Below are 26287 nucleotides of genomic sequence, written 5' to 3' on the forward strand. Positions count from 1 at the left end.
CGCGGCGATGAGTACCCACGCCGACAGCAAGCCCTGGACCGTTCCCGCCCTGCGCCAAGCCAAGCAGGCCGGGCAGAAACTGGTGATGTTGACCTGCTACGACTACGGCTTCGCGCGCACGCTTGACGCGGCCGGCGTGGATCTGATCCTGATCGGCGACTCGCTGGGCATGGTCGTGCAGGGCCACGATTCGACCCTGCCGGTGACGGTGGAGGCGATGGTCTACCACACGCGCATCGTCGCCCGCGGGCTGGCGCGCGCGCTGCTGGTGGCCGACCTGCCGTTCCAGGCCGATGCCACGCGCGAACGCGCCCTGGTTGCCTCGACCCAGCTGCTGCAGGTCGGCGCGCAGATGGTCAAGCTCGAAGGCGCTGGCCACAAGCTGGAGGTCATCCGCTTCCTGGCCGAGCGCGACATCCCGGTGTGCTCGCACCTGGGCCTGACCCCGCAGTCGGTGCTGTCCTTCGGTGGCTACAGGGTGCAGGGCCGCGAGGAGGCGGCGGCCGAAAAACTCCTGGCCGATGCCATCGCCGTGGCCAATGCCGGCGCCAGCCTGCTGGTGCTCGAGTGCGTGCCATCCGCGCTGGCCGCGCGCATCACCGCCGCGGTGGACATCCCCACCATCGGTATCGGCGCCGGCGCGCAGTGCGATGGCCAGGTGCTGGTGCTGCACGACCTGCTGGGCCTGGAGATGGGCCATCGCCGGCCGAAGTTCGTCAAGGATTTCCTGGCCGAAGGTGGCTCGGTCGCCGGCGCCGTGCGCGCCTATGCCGCCGCGGTGCGCGAGGGCAGTTTTCCCGATGCCGCGCACTCGTATTGATCGCGCCGTTTTCCACGATTCCCCACGCGCGGACAGGGCGCTCATGATCGAAACCATCACCGAACTGGACGCCCTGCGCGCCCGCGTCATGGGCTGGAAGCGCCAGGGCCTGCGGGTGGGCTTCGTGCCGACCATGGGCAACCTGCACGCCGGCCATTACTCGTTGATCATGCTGGTCCGGCAGTACGCCGATCGCGTGGTGTCCAGCGTGTTCGTCAACCCGACCCAGTTCGGGCCCAACGAGGACTACACCCGCTACCCGCGCACGCCCGATGCCGACACGACGGGACTGGAAGGCGCCGGCTGCGACGTGCTGTGGTTGCCCACGGTCGAATCGATGTATCCGTTCGGCATCGAGCTGGCGGCCAAGGTGCACGTGCCGGGCGTGAGCTCGGTGCTGGAAGGCGAATGCCGCCCGGGTCATTTCGATGGCGTGTGCACCGTGGTCAGCCGTCTGTTCAACCAGGTCGTGCCGGACGTGGCCGGCTTCGGCAAGAAGGACTATCAGCAGCTGGCCGTGATCCGGCAGATGGTCACCGACCTGGCGTTCCCGATCCAGATCCTGGGCGGCAGCATCGTGCGCGAGGCCGATGGCCTGGCGATGAGCTCGCGCAACCAGTACCTGTCGGCCCAGGAGCGCCCGCGCGCGGCCGAGATCCGCCGCACCCTGCAGCAGATGCGCCAGGCCATGCTGGCCGGCACCGCGCGGGCGGAGGTCGAAGCGGCCGCGCGCGCGCACCTGACCGCTGCCGGTTTCCAGGTCGACTATGCCGTGGTGCGCCGACCGGACCTGTCCGAGCCGGGGCCGGCGGACACCGGTGCCCGGGTGGCGCTGATTGCCGCGCGCCTGGGCCGCACGCGCCTGATCGACAACCTGGAATTCTAAAAGGCGCCAGCGCTTGCACGGCCGCGTGCGGCGGGCGCTGCTAGACTCGCCGGCCTGTGTTCCCGGGGTCGATACGACCATGCAACTGAGCCTGCTCAAGACCAAGATCCACCGCGCCACCGTCACCCATTCGGAGCTGAATTACGAAGGCTCGGTGGCCATCGACGGCCACCTGCTCGACGCCGCCGGCATCCGCGAGTTCGAGCAGGTGCACATCTGGGACGTCACCAACGGCGCCCGCTTCAGCACCTATGCGCTGCGTGCCGACGAAGGCAGCGGCATCATCTCGCTCAATGGCGGCGCGGCCCGGCACGTGCAGGTCGGCGACATCATCATCATCGCCGCCTTCGCCGCGATGAGCGAGGCCGAAGCCGACCTGTTCAAGCCCACCCTGGTGTACGTGGACGGGCACAACCGCATCACCCACACCAACCAGTCGATTCCAAAGCAGGCCGCCTGATGACGAACTTCAACGCGTTGCGCTCCGACGCTGCACGCCTGCGCGGTGTGCGCGCGCCGGACTTGCTGGAACAGGACCCTGCGCGCGCCTCGGAGTTCGCCCTGCGGGTCGGGCCGCTGTACGCCAGCTTCGCCCGCCAGGGCTACGACCGCCAGGCCCTGGCCGCGCTGCATGCGCTGGCCGCCGAGCTGGACCTGAAGGCCGCCTACCAGCGCCTGTTCTGCGGTGAAGTGGTCAATCCCACCGAAGGCCGCGCCGCATTGCACACCGCGCTGCGCAGCAACCTGACCCAGGGCAGGCTCGCGCAGCAGGCCCATGCCGAAGCGGCCAGGGTGCGCGCGTGCATGGGCCAGCTGGTGGCCGCGCTGGAAGCCAGCGAAGTCACCGACATCGTCAGCGTCGGCATCGGCGGCTCGGACCTGGGTCCGCGCCACGTGGTCGATGCGCTGGGTCCGCTGCAGCCGAAGCTGCGCGTGCACTTCATTTCCAATGTCGATGGCGCCGCCGCCCAGCGCACGCTGGCCGGGCTGGATCCTGCGACCACCGCGGCGATCCTGATCTCCAAGACCTTTGGCACCCAGGAGACCCTGCTCAACGGCCGGATTCTGGCCGACTGGCTGGGCGGCAGCGAGCGCCTGTATGCGGTCAGCGCCAACCCGCAGCGCGCATCCGATGCATTCGACATTCCATCCGAGCGCGTGCTGCCGATGTGGGACTGGGTGGGCGGGCGTTATTCGCTGTGGTCGGCGGTGGGGTTTCCGATTGCGCTGGCGATCGGCTTCAGGAACTTCGAGGCGCTGCTGGAGGGCGCGGCGCTGATGGACCAGCACGTGCTGGAGGCCCCGGCCGAATCCAACCTGGCCATCCGCCACGGGCTGACCGCGATCTGGAACCGCAATGTGCTCGGCCACGCCGCCCATGGCGTGATGACCTATGACCAGCGCCTGGCGTTGCTGCCCAACTACCTGCAGCAGCTGGTGATGGAGAGCCTGGGCAAGTCCACGCGCATCGATGGTAGCCCGGTGGACTGCGAGACGGTGCCGGTGTGGTGGGGCGGGCCCGGCACCGACGTGCAGCACAGCTTTTTTCAGGCGTTGCACCAGGGCACCCAGATCGTGCCGCTGGATTTTGTCGGCACCATCCACAACGACGACCCGTACACCGAAAACCACATCGCGCTGCTGTCCAACCTGCTGGCCCAGTCCGAAGCGCTGGCCAATGGCCAGGCCAGCGATGATCCGCACCGCAGCTACGCCGGCGGCCGCCCCAGCACCATGATCCTGCTCGACGCACTGACCCCGCAGTCGCTGGGCGCGCTGATCGCCATGTACGAGCACAGCGTCTACGCGCAGTCTTTGGCCTGGGGCATCAACGCCTTCGACCAGTTCGGCGTGGAGCTGGGCAAGCAGCTGGCCAGCGGCCTGCTGCCGGCACTCAAGGGCCAGGCCCAGGCCGATGACCCGGTCACCGGGGCGCTGCTGGAGCAGATCCGCACGCGTTGAACCGTAGGGCGGGTCTTGACCCGCCATCGCGATATCGTTGAATTAACGGCGGCGGGTCGAGACCCGCCCTACGCCTCTGACGATCGTCAGGCCTCGTGTTGCGCCAGCGCCCAGGCCACGTGCTCGCGCACCAGCGGCGAAGCATCGTCGCGGCGCGAGGCCAGCGCCTGGAGCACCGCCGGCGAGCTTGGTGCATTGCCCAGCGCCACGGCGATGTTGCGCAGCCAGCGCTGGTGCCCGCTGCGGCGGATCGCCGAGCCTTCGGTGCGGGTCAGGAACTCCGCTTCGTCCCAGGCGAACAGCTGCGGCAGCGTGGCCACGTCCAGGTCATTGCGGGCGCGGAAGTCCGGCTCGTCGGTGCGCCTGGCGAACTTGTTCCAGGGACATACCAGCTGACAGTCGTCGCAGCCGAAGATGCGGTTGCCGATCGGCTTGCGCAGCTCGATGGGGATCGGGCCTTCGTGTTCGATGGTCAGATAGGCGATGCAGCGGCGCGCGTCGAGCCGGTGCGGGGCGATGATCGCCTGCGTGGGGCACACATCGATGCAGCGCACGCAGCTGCCGCAGTGGGCGCTGGCCGGGGTGTCCACCGGCAGCGGGATGTCGACGTAGATCTCGCCCAGGAAAAACCACGAGCCGCCGTGCCTGTCGATCAGGCAGGTGTGCTTGCCGATCCAGCCCAGCCCTGCGTTGCGGGCCAGGGCGCGCTCCAGCACCGGCGCCGAATCGACGAACACCCGATGGCCCATCGGCCCCACTTGCTCCTGCAGGCGCGTGGCCAGTGTCTGCAGGCGCTTGCGCATGAGCTTGTGGTAGTCGCGGCCCAGCGCGTAGCGGGCGACGTAGGCGCGCTCGCCGTTGGCCAGCGTGGCCCAAGCCTGGCTGCTGTCATCGTGGCCGTAGTCCAGGCCGACCGAGATCACCCGCAGCGTGCCGGGGATCAGTTCGGCCGGGCGCGAGCGCATGTCAGCATGCCGCGCCATCCAGTCCATCGAGCCGTACAGGCCTTCGGCCAGCCAGCTGCGCAGGTGCTCCTGGTCCTGGCCGAGCTCCACGCCGGTGATGCCGCAGCGCTGGAACCCCAGCTGGCGCGACAGCGTGCGCGCCTGCGCAGCCAGCGCGTGCAGGTCGATCGGCGTGGCAGAGCAGGCACTCATGCGCGCAAGTATAGAATCGCGCGCCATGACCGCCTTGATTCCCCTGCACGGCAGCGCCGCGGCGCGTGCCCTGGACCAGCAGGCCAGTGCGCGGCTGGCCGGTGGTGCGTTCGAGCTGATGCAGCGCGCCGGCCACGCGGCCTGGCGGCAACTGCAGGCGCGCTGGCCCGATGCGCAGCGCCTCACCGTGGTCTGCGGGCCGGGCAACAACGGCGGCGACGGCTACGTGCTGGCCCTGGCCGCACTGCAGGCACGCCGCGCGGTGGTGGTGCTGCGCCTGGAAGAGCACACCCCGCGCACCGACCTGGCCCAACGCGCCTGCACCGCCTACCTCGCCGCCGGGGGCGCGATCGCGCTGTTCCCTGAGCAGTTTCCGGCGGCCGAGGTGGTGGTCGATGCGCTGTTCGGCATCGGCCTTGCGCGTGCGCCAGAAGGGCAGGCGCAGCGGCTGATCGAGGCGATCAACGCGCAGCCGGCGCCGGTGTTTGCCCTGGACGTGCCCAGCGGCATCGATGCCTCGCTGGCGACGGCGCCGGGTGTGGCGGTGCGCGCGCAGGTGACCCTGCAGTTCATCGTGCGCCACCACGGCCTGTACACCGGCGCCGGCCTGGAACACGCCGGCGAACTGGCGTTCGATGCGCTCGAAGTGCCCGCCGACCTGGTGCAGATGTCCGCACCCAAGGCCCTGTTGCTGACCCCGCAGCTGCTGCACACCTGGCTGCGGCCGCGCCGCCGCGACACCCACAAGGGCGAAAGCGGCCGGGTGCTGTTGATCGGCGGTGACCTGGGCCATGGCGGGGCGATCGCGATGACCGCCGAAGCCGCGCTGCGCAGCGGTGCCGGGCTGGTCAGCGTGGCCACCCGCAAGGCGCATGTCGGCCCGCTGCTTGCCCGTCGCCCGGAAGCGATGACCTACGCGGTGGAATCGGGCAGCGACCTGCAGCCGCTGCTCGATGCGGCCGATGTGGTCGCGATCGGCCCGGGGCTGGGCCAGGGCGACTGGGGCAGGGCCCTGCTGCGCCTGGCGATGGAGGCCGGCAAGCCGCTGGTGCTCGATGCCGACGCGCTCAACCTCATCGCGGCCAATCCGCGCCCGCTGGGCGATGCGATCCTCACCCCGCATCCGGGCGAAGCGGCGCGCTTGCTCGGGCGTACACCCAGGGAAGTGCAGGCCGACCGCTTTGGCGCCATCGCCGAGTTGTGCACGCGCCTGCACGCGACCGTCGTGCTCAAGGGTGCCGGTAGCCTGATCGCCAGCGAAGGCCAGCTGCCGCGCGTGATCGCCGCAGGCAATCCCGGCATGGCCACCGGCGGCATGGGCGACGTGCTGACCGGGGTGATCGCCGCCCTGCGCGCGCAGGGCCTGCCGTCGCTCGAAGCGGCCAGCGCCGGCGCCCTGCTGCACGGCATGGCCGGTGATGCCGCAGCCAGGCGCGGCCAGCGCGGCCTGCTGGCCAGCGACCTGTTCGAGCACCTGCAACCGCTGTCCAACCCGCAGCCGCGTTGATGCAGTTGCACCTGGCCACGGTCGAGGACACCGCCCGGCTGGGCGCTGCGCTGGCCCAGACCCGGCCGCCGCTGGCCGCCGTCCATCTGCATGGTGACCTGGGCGCCGGAAAATCCACCCTGGCGCGGGCGCTGCTGCGCGCCCTGGGCGTGACCGGCGCGATCCGCAGCCCGACCTACACCCTGGTCGAGCGCTATCCCATCGCCGGCGGCGAGGCCTGGCATCTGGATCTGTATCGGTTGGGCGATGCCAGCGAGCTGGATTTCCTGGGCCTGGACGAGGCAGTGGCCACGCTGTGGCTGATCGAATGGGCGGAAAAAGGCCGCGGCGGCCTGCCCCCGCCGGACCTTCAGATCCACCTGGCCATCGACGGCCAAGGGCGCAGTGCGCGTCTGCTGGCCGGCTCCGAGTCGGGCCGTGCCTGGCTGGCGCAACTGGCCGAAAGTGCCATTTAGAAGGTTCTTCTGTTGGCTGGCCGAGGAAGTTCAGGCAGGTCACGGATTATTAAGGGAAAAACGGGTTGCATTAGCAGGTCGTTAATGCTTGAATCCGGGGCATGCCAATGGGGAAAGCCGCAATCGCACTTGCCTTGGGGGGCGCTGTCCTGCTCCAGGGTGGCCTGTCGCCCGCGTTTGCCGGGCAGGTCAGTGGCATCGACCTGAGCAACGGTGTCACCGGTACCCGCGCGGAAATCACCCTGCAGGGGGCCGGCAAGTTCAAGATCCTGTCCCTGGCTGGCCCCGACCGCCTGGTCGTGGATCTGCCTGAGTCGTCGGCGCCGAAACAGCTCAAGCTGCCCGCGCCCACCGGGGTTGTCACCGCGGTGCGCACCGGCCAGCCCGTGCCGGGGACCGTGCGCGTGGTGTTCGAGCTGGCCTCGCCGGTCAAGGCCATGACCCCGCATATCGAGGGCAGCGGTGCGCAGTCGCGGCTGGTGATCGCGTGGCCCGGCGACGGCCAGCCGCCCGCGGCTGCACCTGCAAGGGCCGTAGCGCCGGCCGCTGCGCCGCAGGTCTCGGCCGCCCGTGCAACCTCGTCGCTGGCCGCCGAGGTGGTGCGTCAGGCCACCGCAGCCCCACCCGAACCAGCCGCCGCCATGCCGGCGCCCACGCCTACGCCGACGCCGCCCTCGGCCTCGCAGCAGGCGCCGGCTGCTGCTCTGGCCATGGCCATGCCCGGCGATCTTTCGCCGGCCGCCATCCTGGCCGGTCAACCGGTGCCGGGTATCATCGTGCCTGCGCCGAGCAAGCCGCAGACCGTCGCCCCGGCGGTGACCATCGCCACCGGCCGTCCCGCGCCGAGCGAACCGCAGACCGTCGCCCCCGGGGTGACCATTGCCACCGGCCGACCGGCGCCGGTCGAACCCAAGACGACCGTGGCCGATCAGCCGGCCACCACCCTGCCGCAGCCCAGGCTGGCCATGCGCGCCGGCATGCGCCCGCTGGTGATCGCCATCGACGCCGGCCACGGTGGCCAGGACTCGGGCGCGATCGGCCCGACCGGCAAGTACGAGAAGAACGTGACCCTGGCCATCGCCCGCGAACTGGCCCGCCAGATCGATGCCACGCCGGGCCTGAAGTCCTACCTCACCCGCAATGGCGACTACTTCATCCCGCTCAACCAGCGGGCGGTGAAGGCGCGTGCCGCGCATGCGGACATGTTCATCTCGATTCACGCCGATGCCGCGGAAAACCGCAGCGCCAGCGGTTCGTCGGTGTATGTGCTCTCGCTCAAGGGCGCCACCTCGCAGCGCGCGCGCTGGCTGGCCGACAAGGAAAACGCCTCCGACCTGATCGGCGGCCGCAGTCTGCAGAGCGTGGACAGCACCCTGGGCTCGGTCCTGATCGACCTGGCCCAGAGTGGCCACATGAAGGCTTCCGAGGACGCTGCTGGCCACGTCCTGGCCGGCCTCAAGCAGGTCGGCAACGCGCACAAGACCAGCCTGGAAAAGGCCAACTTCGCGGTGCTGCGCACCTCGGACATGCCGGCGATGCTGGTGGAGACCGCATTCATCTCCAACTACAGCGAAGAAAGGCAGCTGACCGATCCCAGCTTCCAGCGCGGGATCGCCAGGGCGGTGCTTGGAGGCGTGGAAACCTATTTCAGCCGCTCGCCGCCGCCGGGCACGCTGTTCGCCGCGCGCGCGCAGGCCGCTTCGACTGGCAGTGCCGGCGGCGGCGCGCCATAAGCCGCCGGGCCCAGTCGGCTATCATCGAGGCTGGCTTTTCTCCTTCGCGCCGCGTGCGCGTGATGCCCGTGCCGATCCGCCAGCTGCCCGAGACCCTGATCAACCAGATCGCCGCCGGTGAAGTGGTCGAACGACCCGCCTCGGTGGTCAAGGAGCTGGTGGAAAACGCCCTGGACGCCGGCGCGCAGCGGGTCGACATCGATCTGGAGGAAGGCGGCATCGGCCTGATCCGGATCCGCGACGACGGCGGCGGCATCGCCCCTGAGGAGCTGGCGCTGGCGCTCTCGCGCCACGCCACCAGCAAGATCGCCTCGCTGGACGATCTGGAAGCCGTGGCCACGCTCGGCTTCCGTGGCGAAGCGCTGCCGTCGATCGCCTCGGTCAGCCGCCTGTCGCTGAGCTCGCGCCGTGCCCATGACGCACACGGCGCGACCCTGCAGGTCGACGGCGGCCGCCTTGGCCAGGTCGGTCCGTGCCAGCACGGGCAGGGCACCACGGTGGAAGTGCGCGAGCTGTTCTACAACGTGCCGGCAAGGCGCAAGTTCCTGCGCGCCGAACGCACCGAACTAGGCCATATCGAAGAATGGCTGCGCTCGCTGGCATTGGCGCGGCCGGACGTGGAGCTGCGCGTCTCGCACAACGGCCGGGCCTCGCGTCGCTACAAGGGCGGCAGTCAGGCCGAGCCGGCCCTGCGCCTGCACGAAACCCTGGGTCAGGATTTCGCCAGCCAGGCGCTGCGCGTGGAGCACAGTGCTGCCGGCCTGCGCCTGCACGGCTGGATTGCGCAGCCGGCCTATTCGCGCGCCAGTGCCGACCAGCAGTACCTCTACGTCAACGGCCGCCCGGTGCGCGACCGCAACATCGCCCACGCGGTCAGGTTGGCCTATCAGGACGTGCTCCATCACGGCCGCCAGCCGGCCTATGTGCTGTTCCTGGAGCTGGATCCGGCGCGGGTGGATGTCAACGTGCATCCGGCCAAGCACGAGGTGCGCTTCCGCGAGTCGCGCATGATCCACGACTTCGTCCACCGCACCCTGCACGAAGCGCTGGCCGCAACGCGCGCCGGCGTGGCCGGCGGCGTCGAGCAGGCGCCGGTGCAGGCGATGCCGTTCGCGCAGGCGGCCTACGGCGTGCCCGCAGCGGCGGCGCTGCCGCAGCCCCTGCAGTGGACCGGCGCCCGGCAGTCGCCACTGGGCCTGCGCGTGGCCGATGCCCCCAGCGCGTATGCGGCGCTGTACAACAGTCCGTCGCCGCGCACCGCCGAACCGGCGCCGGTGTCGCCGATGCCAGCCAACGATGGCGAAGGCGGCACTCCACCGCTGGGCTACGCGCTGGCCCAGCTGCACGGCATCTACATCCTGGCCGAAAACGCGCAGGGCCTGATCGTGGTCGACATGCACGCCGCGCACGAGCGCATCGGCTATGAACGCCTGAAGAGCGCGCACGACGGCATCGGCCTGACCGCGCAGCCCTTGCTGGTGCCGATGACCCTGGCCGTGGCCGAACGCGAAGCCGATGTCGCCGAGCGCGAAGCGGCCACCCTGACCGAACTGGGTTTCGACCTCACCCGCAGCGGCCCGCAGACCCTGATCGTGCGCAGCGTGCCGGCATTGCTGGCCCATGCCGAACCCGGCGCGCTGCTGCGCGACGTGCTGGCCGACCTGCGCGAACATGGCCAGAGCCGGCGCGTGGCCGCCGCGCGCGACCAACTGCTGTCCACCATGGCCTGCCACGGCGCGGTGCGCGCCAACCGCAGGCTGACCTTGCCCGAAATGAACGCACTGCTGCGCGACATGGAAATCACCGAGCGCTCCGGCCAGTGCAATCACGGACGCCCGACCTGGGCACATTTCGGCCTGGCCGAAATCGACAAGTGGTTTCGACGGGGACGCTGATGAAACGCGCGACGGAAGCATGCCTGGTCGCGCTGGCCCTGGTGCTGGCAGGCTGCAGCGACAAGCCCGCGCCACAGGCGGAACAGGCGCCGACTGCCGACACCACCTTCCTGGCCGACAACGCCATCTGGCAGACCGAGCGGCGCAACGCGCTGCTGGCGCCCGATGGCTGGACCAGCCTGGTCGGCCTGCACTGGCTGGAACTGAAATCCCACTACATCGGCAGCGGTCCCGGCAGCGGCATCAGGCTGGAAGTCGGCCCGCCCAGGCTGGGCCTGGTCCAGCAGCTGGGCGGCAAGGTGTACTTCACGCCCGAGCGCGGCGTGGCGATGACCGCCGACGACCAGCCGCTGACCCGCCGCATCCAGTTGATCGACGACCAGTCCGGCAAGGCGACGGTGATCGGCTTCGATGACGGTGCCAACCAGATGACCCTGATCCGCCGCGGCTCGCGCCTGGGCCTGCGGATCAAGAGCGCCAACGCACCGGCGCGGCTGCAGTTCACCGCGCTTGAATACTGGCCGCCCGACCCGTCGTGGCGAATCCAGGGCAGGTTCATCGCCAGCGCGCCGGGCAGCACGTTGACCTTCACCGACATGGTGGGCAATACCGTGGCCGCGCCCAGCCCGGGCGTGATCGAGTTTGAGCGCGATGGCAGGCCGTACCGGCTGACCGCGATGGAGGGCGAGGACGGCGGTCTGTTCCTGGTCATGGCCGACCGCACCAGCGGGCATGGCTCGTATCCGGCCGGGCGGTTCCTGGACGCGCCGGCGGCCGATGCATCGGGCAAGGTCGTCCTGGACTTCAACCGCGCCTACAACCCGCCGTGCGTGTTCACCCGCTTTGCGACCTGTCCGTTGCCGCCGGCCGAAAACCGGCTGGACCTGCTGGTCGATGCGGGCGAGAAGATCTACACCGGGCCGGTGGGCTCGCACTGACTCAAGGCGATTGCAAGGCATGTTCCTGCGTTGTTGTGTGCTGACCGGCCTGCTGTGTGTGGCAGCGTGGTCCTTCGCTGCGTCCGTGGCGCCGCCGGTGCCGCTGCTGTGGAAGGTCAGCCATGGCCAGCACACGCTGTACCTGCTGGGCTCCTTCCACCTGCTTACGCCGCAGGACTATCCGCTCGCGCCCGAGGTGCAGGCGGCCTTCGCCGACGCCGAGCAGCTGCTGCTGGAGCTGTCCCCGGAGGAACTGGATTCGCCCGCGCTGGGCCAGGCCATGCTGGCCGCCGCGCAGCTGCCGGCGGGCGATTCGCTGCAGCGCCACCTCAAGCCAGCCACCTGGAAGGCGTTGCAGGCCTATGCGCAGGCCAACAACCTGCCGCTGGATTCACTGCAGCACCTGGAGCCGTGGCTGGTGGCCACCTCCATCAGCCTGCAGGAGATGGCCAGGCAGGGCCTGGATGCGCAGCTCGGCCTGGACCTGCATTTCGGCAACCTGGCCAGGCAGGAAGGCAAGCCGGTGGCCGGCCTGGAACTGGGCCAGGAGCAGATCGACATGCTCGATGGCATGTCGCCGGCCGAACAGGAGCAGTACATGGCCGAGACCCTGGACGATGCCGGCAGCAGCGGCGTCCGCGAAACCCAGCGCCTGCACGCGGCCTGGCGCGCCGGCGACGTGCAGGCCCTCAGCGAGGGCCTGGCCGCCGACATGAAGCGCCAGTACCCGGCGCTCTATCAGCGCATCAACGTCGCCCGCAACGACGCCTGGCTACCCAAACTCCAGGCCCGCCTCGATGGTCCCGGGCACGAGGACACCCTGGTCGTGGTCGGCGCCCTGCACCTGCTGGGCAGCGACGGGGTGGTCGAGAAGCTGCGGGCCAGGGGCTACGCGGTGGAGCGGATCTGCAAGGCCTGCAAGCAAGCGGATTGATCGAGCGCCCAGCCCGGCCGGTGTCCACTTCGAATCAGCCTCTCAGGCCGCCGGCACCATTTGGATGCAGTCCACCGGGCATGGCGGCAGGCACAGCCCACAGCCGGTGCACAGGTCCTCCAGCACGGTGTGCATGAACTTGGCGCCGCCGACGATGGCATCTACCGGACAGGCCTGGATGCACTTGGTGCAGCCGATGCAGTCGGCCTCCGTGATCAATGCGACCTGCGGTGGCAGGTGCTGACCGCGCTGGCGATCGAAAGGCTGCACCGGGACCTTGAGCAGCCGTGCCAGGGCGCGGGCGCCCTCGTCACCGCCCGGCGGGCAACGCTCCACGCCGGCTTCGCCGCGGGCCATGGCCTGGGCATAGGGACGACAGCCGTCGAAACCGCATTGGCCGCATTGGGTCTGCGGCAGCAGGCGGTCCAGGCGTTCGACCAGGTCGGCAGGCAAGGCGCTCACGGCTGGCGAAGGCTGCACGGTGCGCCGCAGCAGCGATGCGCTCAGCGCACCGGCATGCCGGGCTGGGCGCTGTCGTCGGCACTGAGCAGCGCCAGCGCGTCGCCGTCGAAACCGGCCGACAGGATCATCCCTTCGCTCACCCCGAAGCGCATCTTGCGCGGGGCCAGGTTGGCGATGAACACCACGCTGCGGCCGACCAGTTTTTCCGGCTCGCCGTAGCTGGCGCGGATGCCGGAGAAAATCTGGCGCTTGCCCAGCGCGCCTGCATCCAGTTCGAAGCGCAGCAGCTTGTCCGAGCCTTCGACCAATTCGCAGGCCAGCACCTTGCCGACGCGCAGGTCGAGCCTGGCGAAATCGTCCATGCCGATGAAGGCCGCGCCGTCCGCGGCAGGCGCCGGAGCCTGCACGGTGTCCTTGTTCTTGTCCTGCGGCTTGGCCGCCAGCGCAGGCGGGGTGGCGAGGGTATCCGTGGAAGCCTCGGTCATGGCGTCGATCAGTTTCGGATCAATGCGGGTGAACAGCGGCGTGTAGGGTTGGATGACGTGCGCGGTCAGCGGTGCGTCCAGGTCGGCCCAGGTCTGCACGGGCGCGGACAGGAAGGCCTCGGCTTCGGCACTGGTGCGCGGCAGCACCGGCTTGAGCGCGGCCGCCAGCACCCTGAACAGGTTCAGGCCCTGGCTGCACACGGCCTGCAGCTGGGCGTGTGCGCCTTCCTGCTTGGCGATGACCCATGGCTTTTGCTCGTCGATGTACCGGTTGGCCTCGTCGGCCAGCGCCATGATCTGGCGAATCGCCGCGGCGGCATCGTTGCGCTCGTAGGCCTCGCGGATCGGTGCCAGGGCCTGGACGAAGCGGGTGTACTGGGCGGGGTCGGGCAGCGCGTCGGCCAGCTTGCCGTCGAAGCGCTTGCCGATGAAGCCGGCGCAGCGGCTGGCCAGGTTGACGAACTTGCCGACCAGGTCCGCGTTCACGCGGGCGACGAAATCGCCCAGGTTCAGGTCCAGGTCGTCGGTGCCGCCGGAGGACTTGGCCGCGAAGTAATAGCGCAGTGCTTCCGGCTCCAGGCCCACATCCAGGTAGGTCCGGGCCATGACGAAAGTACCGCGCGACTTGGACATCTTGGCGCCGTCGATCATCAGGTAGCCGTTGACGTGCAGGCGCGTGGGCGGGCGGTGGCCGGTGCCGTGCAGCACCGCCGGCCAGAACAGGCCGTGGAAGTTGACGATGTCCTTGCCGATGAAATGGTGCAGCTCGGTCTGGGTACCGGCGGCCAGGTGCGACTGGAAGTCCTCGCCGATGCGCGCGCACAGGTTCTTGAAGCTGGACAGGTAGCCGATCGGCGCGTCCAGCCAGACGTAGAAGTACTTGCCCGGATGGCCGGGAATCTGGAAGCCGAAATACGGCGCATCGCGCGAGATGTCCCACGCACGCAGGCCGCCTTCGGCATCCAGCCATTCCATCAGCTTGGCCTTGACCCCGGGGCGGGCGACCTCGCCGGCCAGCCACTGCCGCAGGAAACCGTCGAAGTGGCCGACCTCGAAGAAGAAGTGCTCCGAATCGCGGATCTCCGGCGGCACGCCGGACAGCACCGAGCGCGGCTGGATCAGTTCGGTCGGGGCGTAGGTGGCGCCGCAGTGCTCGCAGTTGTCGCCGTACTGGTCGGCGCTGCCGCAGTTGGGGCAGGTGCCCTTGATGTAGCGGTCCGGCAGGAACATGCCCTTGGCGGTGTCGTAGAACTGGGCCACGCTGCGGCGGCTGATGTGGCCGTCCTGTTCCAGCCTGGTGTAGAAGCCTTCGGTCAACTCGCGGTTGGTCTCGCCATTGGTCGAGTCGTAGTTGTCGAAGGCCACGCCGAAGGCGGCAAAGTCGCGCTCGTGGCTGGCCTGGATGTTGGCGATGAAGGCTTCGGGGGTGACCCCGGCCTGTTCGGCGGCCAGCATGATCGGGGTGCCGTGGGTGTCGTCGGCGCAGACGAAGAAGGTCTTGTCGCCGCGCAGGCGGCGGGCGCGCACCCACACATCGGCCTGGATGTAGCCGACCAGGTGGCCCAGGTGCAGGGGGCCGTTGGCGTAGGGCAGGGCAGTACTGACGAGTGCGGTGCGGGTCATGGCGATCAAGCGGCTGGGGTCGCCGATTATCGCATGGGCACCGCGCAGGCCTTCGGAAGCGGGACGGCCCGGATCAAGGCCGGGCCGTCCTGGTCAAGCGCTGCGGCGATGCGTCATTCGCGCACCCAGGTCTGGGCGCGGCAGATGAAGGCGATGCAGCCGGAGACGTCCAGCTTCTTGCCGCCCGGCTGCAGCTCCAGCTTGGACTTGTAGGTCTTGCCGTTGTTCGGGTCCAGGATCGTGCCGCCGGCCCATTCATTGGCGCCGTCCGCTTTGAGATGCCACAGAATGGTCATGCCCTTGATCGGCTTGTCCTTGCGCTCGCCGGTGCAGGCCTTGCACAGCGGGTTGGGCCCGTCGTCCGACTTGAGGATCTCCACCACCTTGCCGGTCAGGCCGCTGCCGTCGCTGGCCTGGCTGATCTCCACGATCGACCTCACCTCGCCGGTCTTGTCGTCGATGGTCTTCCAGCGGCCAACGGCGCCATCGGCGGCCATCGCCGCCGAACACGCGCCGGCCAGGGCCAGCAGGGACAACATGATCAGCTTGGTCTTGCGCATGACTCCCCTCCCGGGGTTGAGTGGTGATGCTTTATACCGTAGCGGGGCGTGTGGTGGGACCATCCAGCGATGGCTGCCTCCAGGCGTCTCGCACATGTGGGCACTTCCAAGGACAATGGCGCCATGAACACTCGCGCACACCAGCCCCAGGGCGGCCTGCAGCCCCATCCCCGCGTCCGCAACGTCATCGCCATCGGCTCCGGCAAGGGCGGGGTGGGCAAGTCGACCACGGCGGTGAATCTGGCGCTGGCCCTGGCGGCCACCGGAGCCAGGGTCGGCGTGCTGGACGCGGACATCTACGGGCCGAGCATTCCGGCCATGCTGGGGCTGTCGGGGCGGCCGGAGAGCCCGGACAACAAGTCGATCGAACCGCTGCGGGCGTTTGGCCTGGAAGCGATGTCGATCGGCCTGCTGATCGATCCGGACACGCCGATGGTCTGGCGCGGGCCGATGGCCACCGGGGCCCTGACCCAGTTGTTCAACGACACCCTGTGGGGCGATCTGGACTACCTGCTGGTCGACCTGCCGCCGGGCACCGGCGACATCCAGCTGACCCTGTCGCAGAAGATCCCGGTGGCCGGCGCGGTGATCGTGACCACCCCGCAGGAGATCGCCACCCTGGATGCGCGCAAGGCGCTGAAGATGTTCGAAAAGGTCAACGTGGCCGTGCTGGGCATCGTGGAGAACATGGCCCAGCACGTGTGCAGCAACTGCGGGCACGTCGAGCACCTGTTCGGCCAGGGCGGCGGGCAGGCGATGGCCGCCGCCTATGGCGTGCCGCTGCTGGGCTCGCTGCCGTTGGACGTGCGCATCCGCGAGCAGGGCGATGCCGGCGAGCCGGTGCTGGTGGCCGCGCCGGATTCGGCCGTGGCCCAGGCCTATCGCCAGGTGGCGGCAGCACTGGTGGCCGAGCTGGACAAGCGCCCGCGCGCGGCCATGCCGATCGCGTCCTCGCTGCTCTGAAAGTCCGCTATGGCCGGCCGTGGCCCCCTTACAATGCCCGGCTTACCCACCGTACTGCCACGGGAACCCCACACCGCATGAGCATCAAGTCCGACCGCTGGATCAGGCGCATGGCCGAAGAGCACGGCATGATCGAGCCGTTCGAGCCGGGCCAGGTCAAGCACGATGCACAGGGCCATCGCATCGTCAGCTACGGCACTTCCAGCTACGGCTACGACGTGCGCTGCTCGCGTGAATTCAAGGTGTTCACCAACATCAACTCCACCATCGTCGACCCGAAGCACTTCGACAGCGGCAGCTTCGTGGACGTGGAGTCGGATGTGTGCATCATCCCGCCCAACAGTTTCGCGCTGGCGCGCACGGTGGAGTATTTCCGCATCCCGCGCAGCACCCTGGTGGTGTGCCTTGGCAAGAGCACCTACGCGCGCTGCGGGATCATCGTCAACGTCACTCCGCTGGAGCCGGAGTGGGAAGGCCACGTGACCCTGGAGTTTTCCAACACCACGCCGCTGCCGGCGCGCATCTACGCCAACGAAGGCGTGGCGCAGATGCTGTTCTTCGAGTCCGACGAGGTCTGCCAGACCAGCTACAAGGACCGCGGCGGCAAGTACCAGGGCCAGACCGGGGTGACCCTGCCGCGGACCTGAGCTTGTAGTGACCGCTGCTTTGCGAGGTGAACGGCGCCGCTCTGGCGTCCGGGAATCAGCCCAGCAAGGCGCGCCAGTGGCTCAGTTGTTGTTCCAGCGCCTGCGCACTGTGGCGTTGCGGGGTGCCGCTGCCCCAGACCGGGCCCGGCCAGGCGGGGTCGCCGGTGTGGCGGCCGACCAGGTGCACGTGCAGCTGGCGCACGCTGTTGCCCAGCGCGCCGATGTTGAGTTTCTCCACGCCGGGCCGGGCCCGCAGCAGCTGGCCGACCTGGTTGACCTCGGCCAGCAGCAGGCGCTGCTGGGCCCCGTCCAGCTCGATCCATTCGCTGGCATCGGCCAGGCGTGGCACCAGCAGCAGCCAGGGAAAGCGCGCATCGTTCATCAGCCGCACCTGCGACAGCGGCCCGTCGGCGACGAACACGCTGTCGGCGGCCAGGCGCGGGTCCAGGCTGAAATCGCGCACCTGCGCCGATCCGATCAGCCGACGTGTTTGCGCAGGAACGCCAGCGCACGGGCAAAGGCGGTCCTGGCGCTGGCCGGGTCGTACACCGCCGGACTGGCGTCGCGGTTGAAGGCGTGGTTGGCCGGGTAGGTGAACACCTCCATGTCCGGCCAGGCCTTGCGCTGGGCCTGGACGATGTCGGCGGTGATGTACGGGTCCAGCTCGCCGAAGTGGAACTGCACCGGCGCCTTGAGCGGCTGGTCCAGGAAATCGCCGTTGCGGCCGCCGTAGTAGCTGATGCTGGGCAGGGCCAGGCGCTGGGCGGCGAGCAGGGCCACCGTCCCGCCCCAGCAATAGCCGACCGTGGCAACCTTGTCCTGGCCCGTCGCCGTGCGCGCGGCCCGGGCCGCGATCTCCACCACGTCCACTGCGGCATCCAGGCCGATGGTGTTGGCGATCTCCAGGCCGCGCTGGGTGCCGGCCTGGTCATAGGGCAGTTCCAGGCCGGGCTCGACCAGGTCGAAGAACGCCGGCGCGATCGCCAGGTAGCCTTCGGCGGCGTACTGCTCGGCCACGTTGCGGATGTGTTCGGTCACGCCGAAGACTTCCTGGATGACGACCAGGCCGCCGCGCGGCGCACCCGCCGGTTCGGCCTGCCAGGCGGCCACCGGCCCCTTGGAGGTGGTGAGCGTGATCCATTGACCCATGGGCTGTCCCTCTTCAAGCAGGATGTGGGACGCGGAGTCTAAATGACCGCGCAGTACGGTTCCGTTGCGGGACTGCCGTCAGTGCGTCGCGCCGGGCGCAGATGCACGCTCAGCCGGCGTAGGACACGGCCACGATCACGAAGCTGCCGTTGCGCCCGGGCAGGGCCACTTCGAACTGGTCGTCCACCCTCTTCCTGAGCATGGCCCGGGCCAGCGGCGAATCGATGCTGATGTGGCCCAGCGCCGCGTCGGTCTCATCCGGGCCGACGACGCGGTAGCGCGCGGTCTGCCCGGTTTGGAGGTCTTCCAGTTCCACCAGGGCGCCGAAGAACACGGCCTGCGGGTCCGACGGTGGCCCGGCGACCACGCGCAGGGCCTCCAGGCGCTTGCTCAGGTAGCGCACGCGGCGGTCGATCTCGCCCAGCTGTTTCTTGCGGTAGGTGTACTCGGCGTTCTCCGAGCGGTCGCCCTCGGCCGCAGCGGCGGCCAGCGCCTTGACCACCTCGGGCCGGCGCACCCGCCACAGCTGCTCCAGCTCGGCCTTGAGCGTGGCGTGGCCGGCGGGAGTGATCAGGGCGGTGCTTTTTTCGGCAGGCGGGCGCCAACGGCTCATGCGTGATGGGACGAGGTGTTGCGGAAGATGGCGCCGATTTTACGGCGTGTGCGTGTACCCGGACGCGGCGTCGGTGCAAGGCGCCGACACGCCAGCAAACCGGTCCGCTCAGCGTGCACGGCGGCAGGGCGACCGCGGCCACCGACGCGGTGCCGGGCAGGGAACAGTGCAAAAAAGTTCGGAGCCGGGCCCGGAACGGTTTGAGTGGCCGCAGGCCGCGCGCTGCGCCGGCGGGTGCATGCCTCAAATCCTTCCATCTCCCTGCACAGCGCCGACGGTGTGGTCCGCCTTCGCCTGGCGCAATCGTCAACCCGATGACGCGTTCGGCAGCCGTGCCGAGCCCCCTGCGCCGCTGGCGGGTCGCTTCAGCGCGCACGCTTGAAGGTGTAGGTACCGTCCTGGCTGTGCAGCTCGTCGGCCGAAACCACCTCGAAGTGCACGTCCTGCGCGGCCTTGTCCTGCGGGTCCAGGAGCAGCAGGCCCGGGCCAGCCGCCGACCAGGTGCCGCTGCTGCTGAGCTGGGCGCCACCGGCATTCAGGGTCTGGGTATAGGCGCCGTCGGCCTCGAGGATGAGCGTGGAGCCATTGCCTTCGAATTCGCCAGCCAGGGCCTTCGCATCGATCACCACGCCGGCCTTGTCGGTGACTTCGGCGGCCGGCGCCTGGTCCACGGCGCTGGTGGCGTCGGTGCCGGGCGTGGTTGCGGCCGGCGTGGTGGTGGCCTTGGTCTGGGGCGGCGTCGAGGCCTGCGGCGCGTCGGCCGGTTTGCAGGCGGCCAGGGCAAGTGCGACGGTGACGGCGAGCAGGGGCAGGCGGAGCACGGTCATGCGGCGGTTCCTTGTGTGGCACGGTTTCTTCAACGCACCTGAGGGCAGAGGCGTGCGGCAGCTTTGGCTAACGCCGGTGCCCGGCAGGATCGGGTCCATGGAGGCTCTATTTCGCGAAGTCGTTTCGATTCTAGGCGCAGTTGGCAGCCAGCAGTTGGCAGCCAGCGGTGCGCCGACTGCGGCCGCCGGCCCCGATCCCGACCGGCCGCTGCCGGGCCGGTCGCCTGCGACCCTTGCCGCTGCGCTGCGACCACGGCTACCCTGCCGAACCGTGTTTGCCTGTGTCGTGTGTCTGATGCCCGTTTCGCTCCGCGCCGTGCCGCTGCTTGCCGCGCTCGTCCTGCTGCCGTTGTCCACAGCGGCCCTGGCACGGGTCTCGGCCAGGGACCAGGCGGCCGCCGACGCCCTGGCCCAACGCATGCAGGCCGCCGAGAAGCGCTACACCGATGCCCTGGTGCTGGCCTCCAACAGCGATCCCAAGGGTCAGGCCGAAGGCGACGCGGCGCTGGAGGACATGGAGGACGTGCTGGATGCCTGCGCCAGGCAGAAGGGTTGCCAGATCCACACCCTGCTGGCCAGCTATAAGCGCCTGCTCAAGGAAAAGGTGGACGCCCAATCCGATGCCGAAGGCGACGACCTGGTCGGCGAGAACACCAGCGACGATCCGCTGGACGATGGCAGCGACCACAGCGTCCCGGCCGATTCCAACATCCCCGACTCGGCCCGGACCACGCGGCTGCTGGACGACCAGCGCCATCGGTTCGATTCGATGGTTGCCTACAACCCGGCCGTGCAGGCCGGCATCCGCCGCTGGCTGACCGACATGCGCGGCACCCTGATCGACAGCTACGAGAACTACCAGAACCTGCGTCCGCAGATGCTGCCGGCCTGGCAGGCCACCGGGCTGCCCGAGGCGCTGCTGTTCGGGATCATGGCCAAGGAATCCAATGGCCGGGTGCATGTCAGTTCGCGCGCCGGCGCGGCCGGGCTGATGCAGTTCATGCCGGCCACCGGCAGCCGCTTCGGGCTGGGCCAGGACGGGACCGGCTTCGATACGCGCTTTGATCCGTACGCGGCGACCGAGGCGGCGGCCGCGTACATGAACGAGCGCATGGGCGAATTGGACCGCAACATCGAGTTTGCCCTGGCCGCCTACAACGGCGGCGAAGGCCGCGCCGCGCGGATTTATCGCGACCGCCCCGGCGCCAGCTTCTGGGATGCGGACGTGTACCGCCAGTTCCCGGCCGAAACCCAGGACTACGTGCCGATGGTGATCGCCGCGGCCTGGCTGTACCTGCATCCCAGGCAGTACGGGCTGAAATTTCCCAAGGTCGACGCCAGCCCGGCGCCGCTGAAACTGGCACGCACCGCCTCGATCTACGAGCTGACCATCTGCCTGGGCAACGGTCGTACCCGCGAGGGCTTCATGCGCGCGCTGCGCAATCTCAACCCGCGCTACCAGGCCGAAACCTGGATCCCGGCCGGGACCACGATCAACGCCAGCTCGCACATGGTCCGGCTGTACAACCGCCAGTGCGTCAAGGGCCCGACCGCCGAGCTGGCCCACACCCTGGTCACCGCCACAGTCGATTCGGCCATCAGGGACGACAGTCCCCGCACCACGCGCGTGGCCGTGGGCGATGTCAGCGGCGTGCCGGTCGGGGTGCCCACCACCGTGGCCACTGGTGCGCCCAGGCCGGCCAAGCCCACGGCCGCGCAGGTCCGCAGCTACAAGGTCGCCCGCGGCGACACCCTGGGCAGGATCGTGGGCAAGTTCCAGTGCGACACCAGGGAACTGGCCAGGGCCAACGGCCTGCGCGCGCCATCCTATGTGCTCAAGCCCGGTCAGCAGCTCAAGCTGACCGGCTGCGATCGCTGAGCTGATCCGGTAGCCGCCGCCGACCGCGACATCTGGCGACCGGACGCGGGGCGCCTTGCTGCCGCAGCGTGCAGGGGCGCGCAGGTGTCAGCGCGGTGGCAAGGCGCCTGGGTTGGCTGAACGAATGCCGTTGACGCGGCCGTGCCCCTGTCATCAGTCATGCAGGCAGCTGCGTTCACTGCCGGTAACCTTGTGGCCTGTCGCCGGGGGGCGTGCGGCCCCCCCATCCGGAGAATCATTGCATGTCGCGTAAATGGAAGATCGCCCTGGCGGTGGTCGTGTTGGTGGCGGTCGTGGCATTTGGCCTGCGCGCATGCGGCAGGAAGGGCGCGCCGGAGGAGACCAGGCAGGGCGGCCAGGACAGCACCAGGCCGGTGCCGGTGACCGTCGAGTCGGTGACCACCCAGGATGTGCCGGTGTACCTCAGCGCCACCGGCACGGTGACCGCGCTCAACACGGTCACCATCAATCCGCAGACCAGCGGGCGCCTGATGAGCCTGGAGTTCAGCGAGGGCCAGCCGGTCAGGAAGGGCCAGGTGCTGGCCCGGATCGATCCGCGCGAGCTGCAGGCCGCCTACGACCAGGCCGCCGCGGCCAAGAAGCAGAACCAGGCCCAGTTGCAGACCGCGCGCGACACCTACGCGCGCCTGACCGATCCGGCCTACGCGCCGTACGTGGCACGCACCGACATTGATACCCAGAAGAACCTGGTTGCCCAGTACCAGGCCGGCGTGGCCGCGGCCGATGCGGCCATGCAGGCGGCCAGCGTGCAGCTGCAGTACACCAACATCATCTCGCCGCTGGACGGCATTGCCGGCATTCGCGGCGTGGACGTGGGCAATATCGTCAACACCAGTACCACGATCGTGACCATTACCCAGGTCGAACCGATCTATGCCTCCTTCAGCCTGCCGGCGCAGGACCTGAGCGCGGTGCGCGCGGCCCAGGCCAGGGGCGAGGCGGTCGTGGCCGCGCTGGACAGCACCGACCAGCACGTGATCGCCAGCGACGGGGTCCTGGACGTGGTCGACAATCAGGTCAGCACCGACACCAACACCTTCCGCCTGCGCGCGCGTTTCCCCAACACCGATCATGTGCTGTGGCCGGGCCAGTTCATCAACGTGCGCCTGCAGGTGGCCGTCATCAGGGGCGGGCTGGTGGTGCCGACCCAGGCGGTGCAGCGCGGCCCGGACAGCGATTATGTGTACGTGGTCCAGCCCGACAACACGGTCAGGATGACCAATGTGATCACCGGGGTGGAAGTGGGCGATACCCACATCGTGGTCACCAAGGGCCTGAAGGCCGGCGACCGGGTGGTCACCGAAGGCCAGTTCCGGCTCAAGCCCGACGCCAGGGTCAATGCGCTCAAGCCTGGCCAGGCGCCGCCGGAGCCGACCGAGCAGGAGCTGCAGCAGGCCATCCAGGGCCAGCGCGGTGGCCGCCGTGGCGGTCCGCCGCGCTGATCCACCCCACGCCTGCGCTGCCTCGGCAGCGCAGGTGCGCCGCCTTCGGCGCGGCTGCACGACGATCTGACAGGACGGACTTCCCTTGGGCTTCTCCAGCATCTTCATCCGCCGCCCCATCGCGACCACGCTCCTGATGATCGGGGTGATGCTGCTGGGCATCCTGGGCTACCGCAGCCTGCCGGTCTCGGCGCTGCCGGAAATCGATTCGCCCAGCCTGGTGGTGACCACCCAGTATCCGGGCGCCAGCGCGGCGACCATGGCCGCGCTGGTGACCACCCCGCTGGAGCGCCAGCTGGGCCAGATCTCCGGCATGGAGATGATGACCTCCGACTCCTCGGCCGGGCTGTCCACGATCGTGCTGCAGTTCTCGATGGAGCGCGATATCGACGTCGCCTCCCAGGACGTGCAGTCGGCCATCCGCCAGGCCACGCTGCCCAGCGGCCTGCCCTACCAGCCCACCTACAACCGGGTGAACCCGGCCGACGCGGCGATCCTCACCCTGAAGCTGACCTCGGACACGCTGCCGCTGCGCGAGGTCAACCGCTACGCCGACTCGATCCTGGCCCAGCGCCTGTCGCAGGTGCCGGGCGTGGGCCTGGTCTCCATCGCCGGCAACGTGCGTCCGGCGGTGCGCATCCAGGCCAATCCCGCCATGTTGTCCAGCATGGGCCTGACCCTGGAAGACCTGCGCAGCGCATTGACCCAGGCCAACGTCAACGCGCCCAAGGGCTCGCTCAACGGTGTCACCCAGTCCTACAGCATCGGCACCAACGACCAGATCGAGGACGCCAACGGCTACAACAGCATCATCATCAGCTACCGCAACGGGGCGCCGGTGCGCCTGGGCGATGTGGCCAGGGTGGTCGATGGCGTGGAGAACGACCAGCTCTCGGCCTGGGCCGACGGCAAGCAGGCGGTGCTGCTGGAGATCCGCCGCCAGCCAGGCGCCAACATCGTCCAGACCGTGGCCGCGATCCGCGCGCTGATGCCGCAGCTCCAGAGCGTGCTGCCGGCTGAGGTGAAGCTGGACATCTTCTCCGACCGCACCGAGACCATCCGCGCCTCGGTGCACGAGGTGCAGTTCACCCTGATCCTCACCATCGGCCTGGTGGTGGCGGTGATCTTCGTGTTCCTGCGTCGGCTGTGGGCCACGATCATTCCCTCGGTCGCCGTGCCGCTGTCGCTGGTGGGCACCTTCGGGGTGATGGCCTTTGCCGGCATGTCCCTGGACAACCTGTCGCTGATGGCGCTGGTGGTGGCCACCGGCTTCGTGGTCGACGATGCGATCGTGATGATCGAGAACATCGTGCGCTACATCGAACAGGGCAAGAGCGGGCCGGAGGCGGCCGAGGAGGGCGCCCGGCAGATCGGCTTCACCGTGCTGTCGCTGACCATCTCGCTGGTGGCGGTGTTCCTGCCGCTGCTGCTGATGCCGGGGGTGACCGGGCGGCTGTTTCACGAGTTCGCCTGGGTGCTGTCGATCGCGGTGGTCATCTCGATGCTGGTGTCGCTGACCCTGACCCCGATGATGTGCGCCTACCTGCTCAAGCCCGACGCGCTGCCCGAAGGCGACGATGCGCACGAGCGCACCCACGCCGCCGGCAGGCAGAACCTGTGGTCGCGCACGGTCGGCCTGTATGAGCGGACCCTGGACTGGGTGCTGGCCCACCAGCGCCTGACCCTGGTGGTGGCCCTGGCCACGGTGGCGGCGACGGTCCTGCTGTACATCGCCATCCCCAAGGGGCTGCTGCCCGAGCAGGACACCGGCCTGATCACCGGCGTGGTCCAGGCCGACCAGACCGTGGCCTTCGACCAGATGCAGGCGCGCACCCAGGCTGTGGCCACGGCGCTGCGCAAGGACCCGGCGGTGACCGGGGTGGCTGCCTTCATCGGCGCCGGCACCATGAATCCGACCATCAACCAGGGCCAGATCAGCATCGTGCTGGCCGAGCGCAGCCAGCGCGAAGGTCTGGACCAGATCGTGCCGCGCCTGCACAAGGCCGTGGCCGGCATCCCGGGCGTGGCGCTGTACCTCAAGCCGGTCCAGGACGTGACCCTGGATACGCGGGTGGCGGCGACCGAATACCAGTTCTCGCTTTCGGATGTGGATTCGGCCGAGCTGCAGGTCCAGGCCGAGCGTGTGACCCAGGCGCTGCGCCAGCGTCCGGAACTGTCGGACGTGGGCAACAACGCCGCCAATGCCGGCCGCGCGCTGATGATCAACGTCAACCGCGACACCGCCAGCGCGCTGGGCGTGCCGATGCAGACCATCGACGATACCCTGTACGACGCCTACGGCCAGCGCCAGATCTCGACCATCTTCACCGCACTCAACCAGTACCGGGTGGTCCTGGAAGTGGCGCCGGAATTCCGCACCCGCGAGGCACTCATGAACAAACTGGCGGTGGCCAGCAACGGCAGCGGCGCGCTGACCGGCAGCAACGCCACCACCCTGGGCCAGGTGACCTCGTCCAACTCGGCCACCGCCACCGGCATCGGCAACGCCAACATCGGCATCAATGTGGGCACCGGTGGGGCGATCCCGCTCTCGGCGCTGGCTACCTCGCAGGTGGGCACCACGCCGCTGGTGATCAGCCACCAGCAGCAGCTGCCGGCGGTGACCGTCTCCTTCAACGTCACCCCCGGCTATTCGCTCTCCCAGGCGGTGGCCGCGATCAACCAGGTGCGCGAGCAGCTCGACCTGCCCGATACGTTGCGCACCGAGTTCATCGGCAAGGCCGCCGAGTACTCCTCCAGCCAGTCCGACGTGGTCTGGCTGCTGATCGCTGCAGTGGTGGTGATCTACATCGTGCTGGGGGTGCTGTACGAAAGCTACATCCACCCGCTCACCATCATCTCGACCCTGCCGCCGGCCGGCGTCGGCGCGCTGCTGGCGCTGATGCTGTGCGGGATGAGCCTGTCGGTGGACGGCATCGTCGGCATCGTGCTGCTGATCGGCATCGTCAAGAAGAATGCGATCATGATGATCGACTTTGCCATCGATGCCCGCCGCGAGGGCATGAGCGCGCACGATGCGATCCGCCGCGCCTGCCTGCTGCGCTTCCGCCCGATCATGATGACCACTGCCGCCGCGCTGCTGGGCGCGCTGCCGCTGGCGCTGGGCGATGGCATCGGCTCGGAGCTGCGCAAGCCGCTGGGCGTGTCCATCGTCGGCGGCCTGCTGCTGTCGCAGCTGGTGACCCTGTACACCACCCCGGTGATCTACCTGTACATGGAGCGCTTCTCCGAGCGCGTGCAGCGCTGGCGCAACCAGGGCGCGGCCGGCGATGGCGCGCCGCTAGCGGAGGCCGGTTGACGGTCGCCCC

23 protein-coding genes are annotated in these 26287 nt (G+C 69.3%); 15 read left to right on the forward strand and 8 right to left on the reverse strand.

The window, feature by feature from the left end:
- Positions 1-7 precede the first annotated feature (7 nt).
- The 4 genes from panB to pgi all read left to right on the forward strand — a co-directional run bounded on the left by panB (position 8) and on the right by pgi (position 3668).
- Positions 8-820, forward strand: a complete 813-nt coding sequence (panB, locus tag D9R12_RS05930; protein ID WP_014160200.1) for a 3-methyl-2-oxobutanoate hydroxymethyltransferase — start codon at positions 8-10, stop codon at positions 818-820.
- Between the two features lie 43 nt (positions 821-863).
- Positions 864-1706 (forward strand): pantoate--beta-alanine ligase, encoded by an 843-nt coding sequence (gene panC / locus D9R12_RS05935; RefSeq protein WP_014160201.1) that lies wholly within the window; start codon positions 864-866, stop codon positions 1704-1706.
- A 79-nt stretch (positions 1707-1785) separates the two neighbouring features.
- Complete coding sequence (gene panD / locus D9R12_RS05940) at positions 1786-2166, forward strand: aspartate 1-decarboxylase (RefSeq protein WP_122229016.1); 381 nt, start codon at positions 1786-1788, stop codon at positions 2164-2166.
- Complete coding sequence (gene pgi, locus D9R12_RS05945; protein WP_122229018.1) at positions 2166-3668, forward strand: glucose-6-phosphate isomerase; 1503 nt, start codon at positions 2166-2168, stop codon at positions 3666-3668. The genes panD and pgi overlap by 1 nt, the downstream gene beginning before the upstream one ends.
- 86 nt (positions 3669-3754) lie before the next feature.
- Here the strand turns inward: pgi and queG are convergent, their stop codons facing one another.
- Positions 3755-4825, reverse strand: coding sequence for a tRNA epoxyqueuosine(34) reductase QueG (gene queG, locus D9R12_RS05950; protein ID WP_122229020.1), 1071 nt, complete (start codon positions 4823-4825; stop codon positions 3755-3757).
- Positions 4826-4850: 25 nt separating this feature from the next.
- Between queG and D9R12_RS05955 the strand changes: the two genes are divergently transcribed.
- The 6 genes from D9R12_RS05955 (at position 4851) to D9R12_RS05980 (ending at position 12287) form a co-directional block, all read left to right on the forward strand.
- Positions 4851-6332 carry an NAD(P)H-hydrate dehydratase gene (locus D9R12_RS05955; RefSeq protein ID WP_122229022.1) on the forward strand — a complete coding sequence of 494 codons (1482 nt, stop codon included), beginning with the start codon at positions 4851-4853 and terminating at the stop codon, positions 6330-6332.
- Entirely contained in the window at positions 6332-6787 is a 456-nt protein-coding gene (gene tsaE, locus D9R12_RS05960) for a tRNA (adenosine(37)-N6)-threonylcarbamoyltransferase complex ATPase subunit type 1 TsaE (protein ID WP_122229024.1), read from the forward strand. Before D9R12_RS05955 ends, tsaE begins: the two co-directional genes overlap by 1 nt.
- 107 nt (positions 6788-6894) lie before the next feature.
- Entirely contained in the window at positions 6895-8520 is a 1626-nt protein-coding gene (locus D9R12_RS05965; protein ID WP_122229026.1) for an N-acetylmuramoyl-L-alanine amidase, read from the forward strand.
- Between the two features lie 62 nt (positions 8521-8582).
- Positions 8583-10415 (forward strand): DNA mismatch repair endonuclease MutL, encoded by a 1833-nt coding sequence (mutL, locus tag D9R12_RS05970; RefSeq protein WP_122229028.1) that lies wholly within the window; start codon positions 8583-8585, stop codon positions 10413-10415.
- Complete coding sequence (locus D9R12_RS05975; protein WP_122229030.1) at positions 10415-11353, forward strand: DUF1684 domain-containing protein; 939 nt, start codon at positions 10415-10417, stop codon at positions 11351-11353. The genes mutL and D9R12_RS05975 overlap by 1 nt, the downstream gene beginning before the upstream one ends.
- 19 nt (positions 11354-11372) lie before the next feature.
- Positions 11373-12287: a TraB/GumN family protein gene (locus D9R12_RS05980; RefSeq protein ID WP_122229031.1), complete on the forward strand. Its 915-nt coding sequence runs from the start codon at positions 11373-11375 to the stop codon at positions 12285-12287.
- 42 nt (positions 12288-12329) lie between these two features.
- Here D9R12_RS05980 and rnfB read toward each other — a convergent pair whose 3' ends face one another.
- The 3 genes from rnfB to D9R12_RS05995 all read right to left on the reverse strand — a co-directional run bounded on the left by rnfB (position 12330) and on the right by D9R12_RS05995 (position 15417).
- Positions 12330-12740 carry an Rnf electron transport complex subunit RnfB gene (rnfB, locus tag D9R12_RS05985; protein WP_244672011.1) on the reverse strand — a complete coding sequence of 137 codons (411 nt, stop codon included), beginning with the start codon at positions 12738-12740 and terminating at the stop codon, positions 12330-12332.
- A gap of 50 nt (positions 12741-12790) precedes the next feature.
- Complete coding sequence (metG, locus tag D9R12_RS05990) at positions 12791-14857, reverse strand: methionine--tRNA ligase (RefSeq protein WP_122229416.1); 2067 nt, start codon at positions 14855-14857, stop codon at positions 12791-12793.
- A 113-nt stretch (positions 14858-14970) separates the two neighbouring features.
- A complete protein-coding gene (locus D9R12_RS05995) occupies positions 14971-15417 on the reverse strand; it encodes a DUF2147 domain-containing protein (protein WP_122229039.1) in 447 nt (148 codons plus the stop codon).
- Between the two features lie 123 nt (positions 15418-15540).
- Between D9R12_RS05995 and apbC the strand changes: the two genes are divergently transcribed.
- Positions 15541-16380, forward strand: coding sequence for an iron-sulfur cluster carrier protein ApbC (gene apbC, locus D9R12_RS06000; protein ID WP_043290440.1), 840 nt, complete (start codon positions 15541-15543; stop codon positions 16378-16380).
- Between the two features lie 77 nt (positions 16381-16457).
- Entirely contained in the window at positions 16458-17027 is a 570-nt protein-coding gene (gene dcd, locus D9R12_RS06005) for a dCTP deaminase (protein ID WP_122229041.1), read from the forward strand.
- A gap of 55 nt (positions 17028-17082) precedes the next feature.
- Here dcd and D9R12_RS06010 read toward each other — a convergent pair whose 3' ends face one another.
- From D9R12_RS06010 to D9R12_RS06025, 4 genes are all read right to left on the reverse strand, one after another.
- Complete coding sequence (locus tag D9R12_RS06010) at positions 17083-17490, reverse strand: HIT domain-containing protein (protein ID WP_122229043.1); 408 nt, start codon at positions 17488-17490, stop codon at positions 17083-17085.
- Positions 17491-17504: 14 nt separating this feature from the next.
- Positions 17505-18176 (reverse strand): dienelactone hydrolase family protein, encoded by a 672-nt coding sequence (locus D9R12_RS06015; protein WP_122229045.1) that lies wholly within the window; start codon positions 18174-18176, stop codon positions 17505-17507.
- A 109-nt stretch (positions 18177-18285) separates the two neighbouring features.
- The gene (gene greB, locus D9R12_RS06020) at positions 18286-18789 is read right to left on the reverse strand and encodes a transcription elongation factor GreB (RefSeq protein WP_122229047.1); all 504 of its coding nucleotides are present in this window, start codon (positions 18787-18789) and stop codon (positions 18286-18288) included.
- Between the two features lie 365 nt (positions 18790-19154).
- The gene (locus D9R12_RS06025) at positions 19155-19616 is read right to left on the reverse strand and encodes a hypothetical protein (protein WP_122229049.1); all 462 of its coding nucleotides are present in this window, start codon (positions 19614-19616) and stop codon (positions 19155-19157) included.
- 295 nt (positions 19617-19911) lie between these two features.
- Here D9R12_RS06025 and D9R12_RS06030 point away from each other — a divergent pair, with 295 nt between their 5' ends.
- From D9R12_RS06030 to D9R12_RS06040, 3 genes are all read left to right on the forward strand, one after another.
- Positions 19912-21495 carry a transglycosylase SLT domain-containing protein gene (locus D9R12_RS06030; RefSeq protein WP_122229051.1) on the forward strand — a complete coding sequence of 528 codons (1584 nt, stop codon included), beginning with the start codon at positions 19912-19914 and terminating at the stop codon, positions 21493-21495.
- Positions 21496-21737: 242 nt separating this feature from the next.
- Positions 21738-22958 carry an efflux RND transporter periplasmic adaptor subunit gene (locus D9R12_RS06035; protein WP_122229053.1) on the forward strand — a complete coding sequence of 407 codons (1221 nt, stop codon included), beginning with the start codon at positions 21738-21740 and terminating at the stop codon, positions 22956-22958.
- A gap of 85 nt (positions 22959-23043) precedes the next feature.
- Complete coding sequence (locus tag D9R12_RS06040) at positions 23044-26277, forward strand: efflux RND transporter permease subunit (protein WP_122229055.1); 3234 nt, start codon at positions 23044-23046, stop codon at positions 26275-26277.
- Positions 26278-26287 lie beyond the last annotated feature (10 nt).

Source organism: Pseudoxanthomonas spadix, assembly GCF_003703395.1.
GTDB classification, from domain to species: Bacteria; Pseudomonadota; Gammaproteobacteria; order Xanthomonadales; family Xanthomonadaceae; genus Pseudoxanthomonas_A; species Pseudoxanthomonas_A spadix.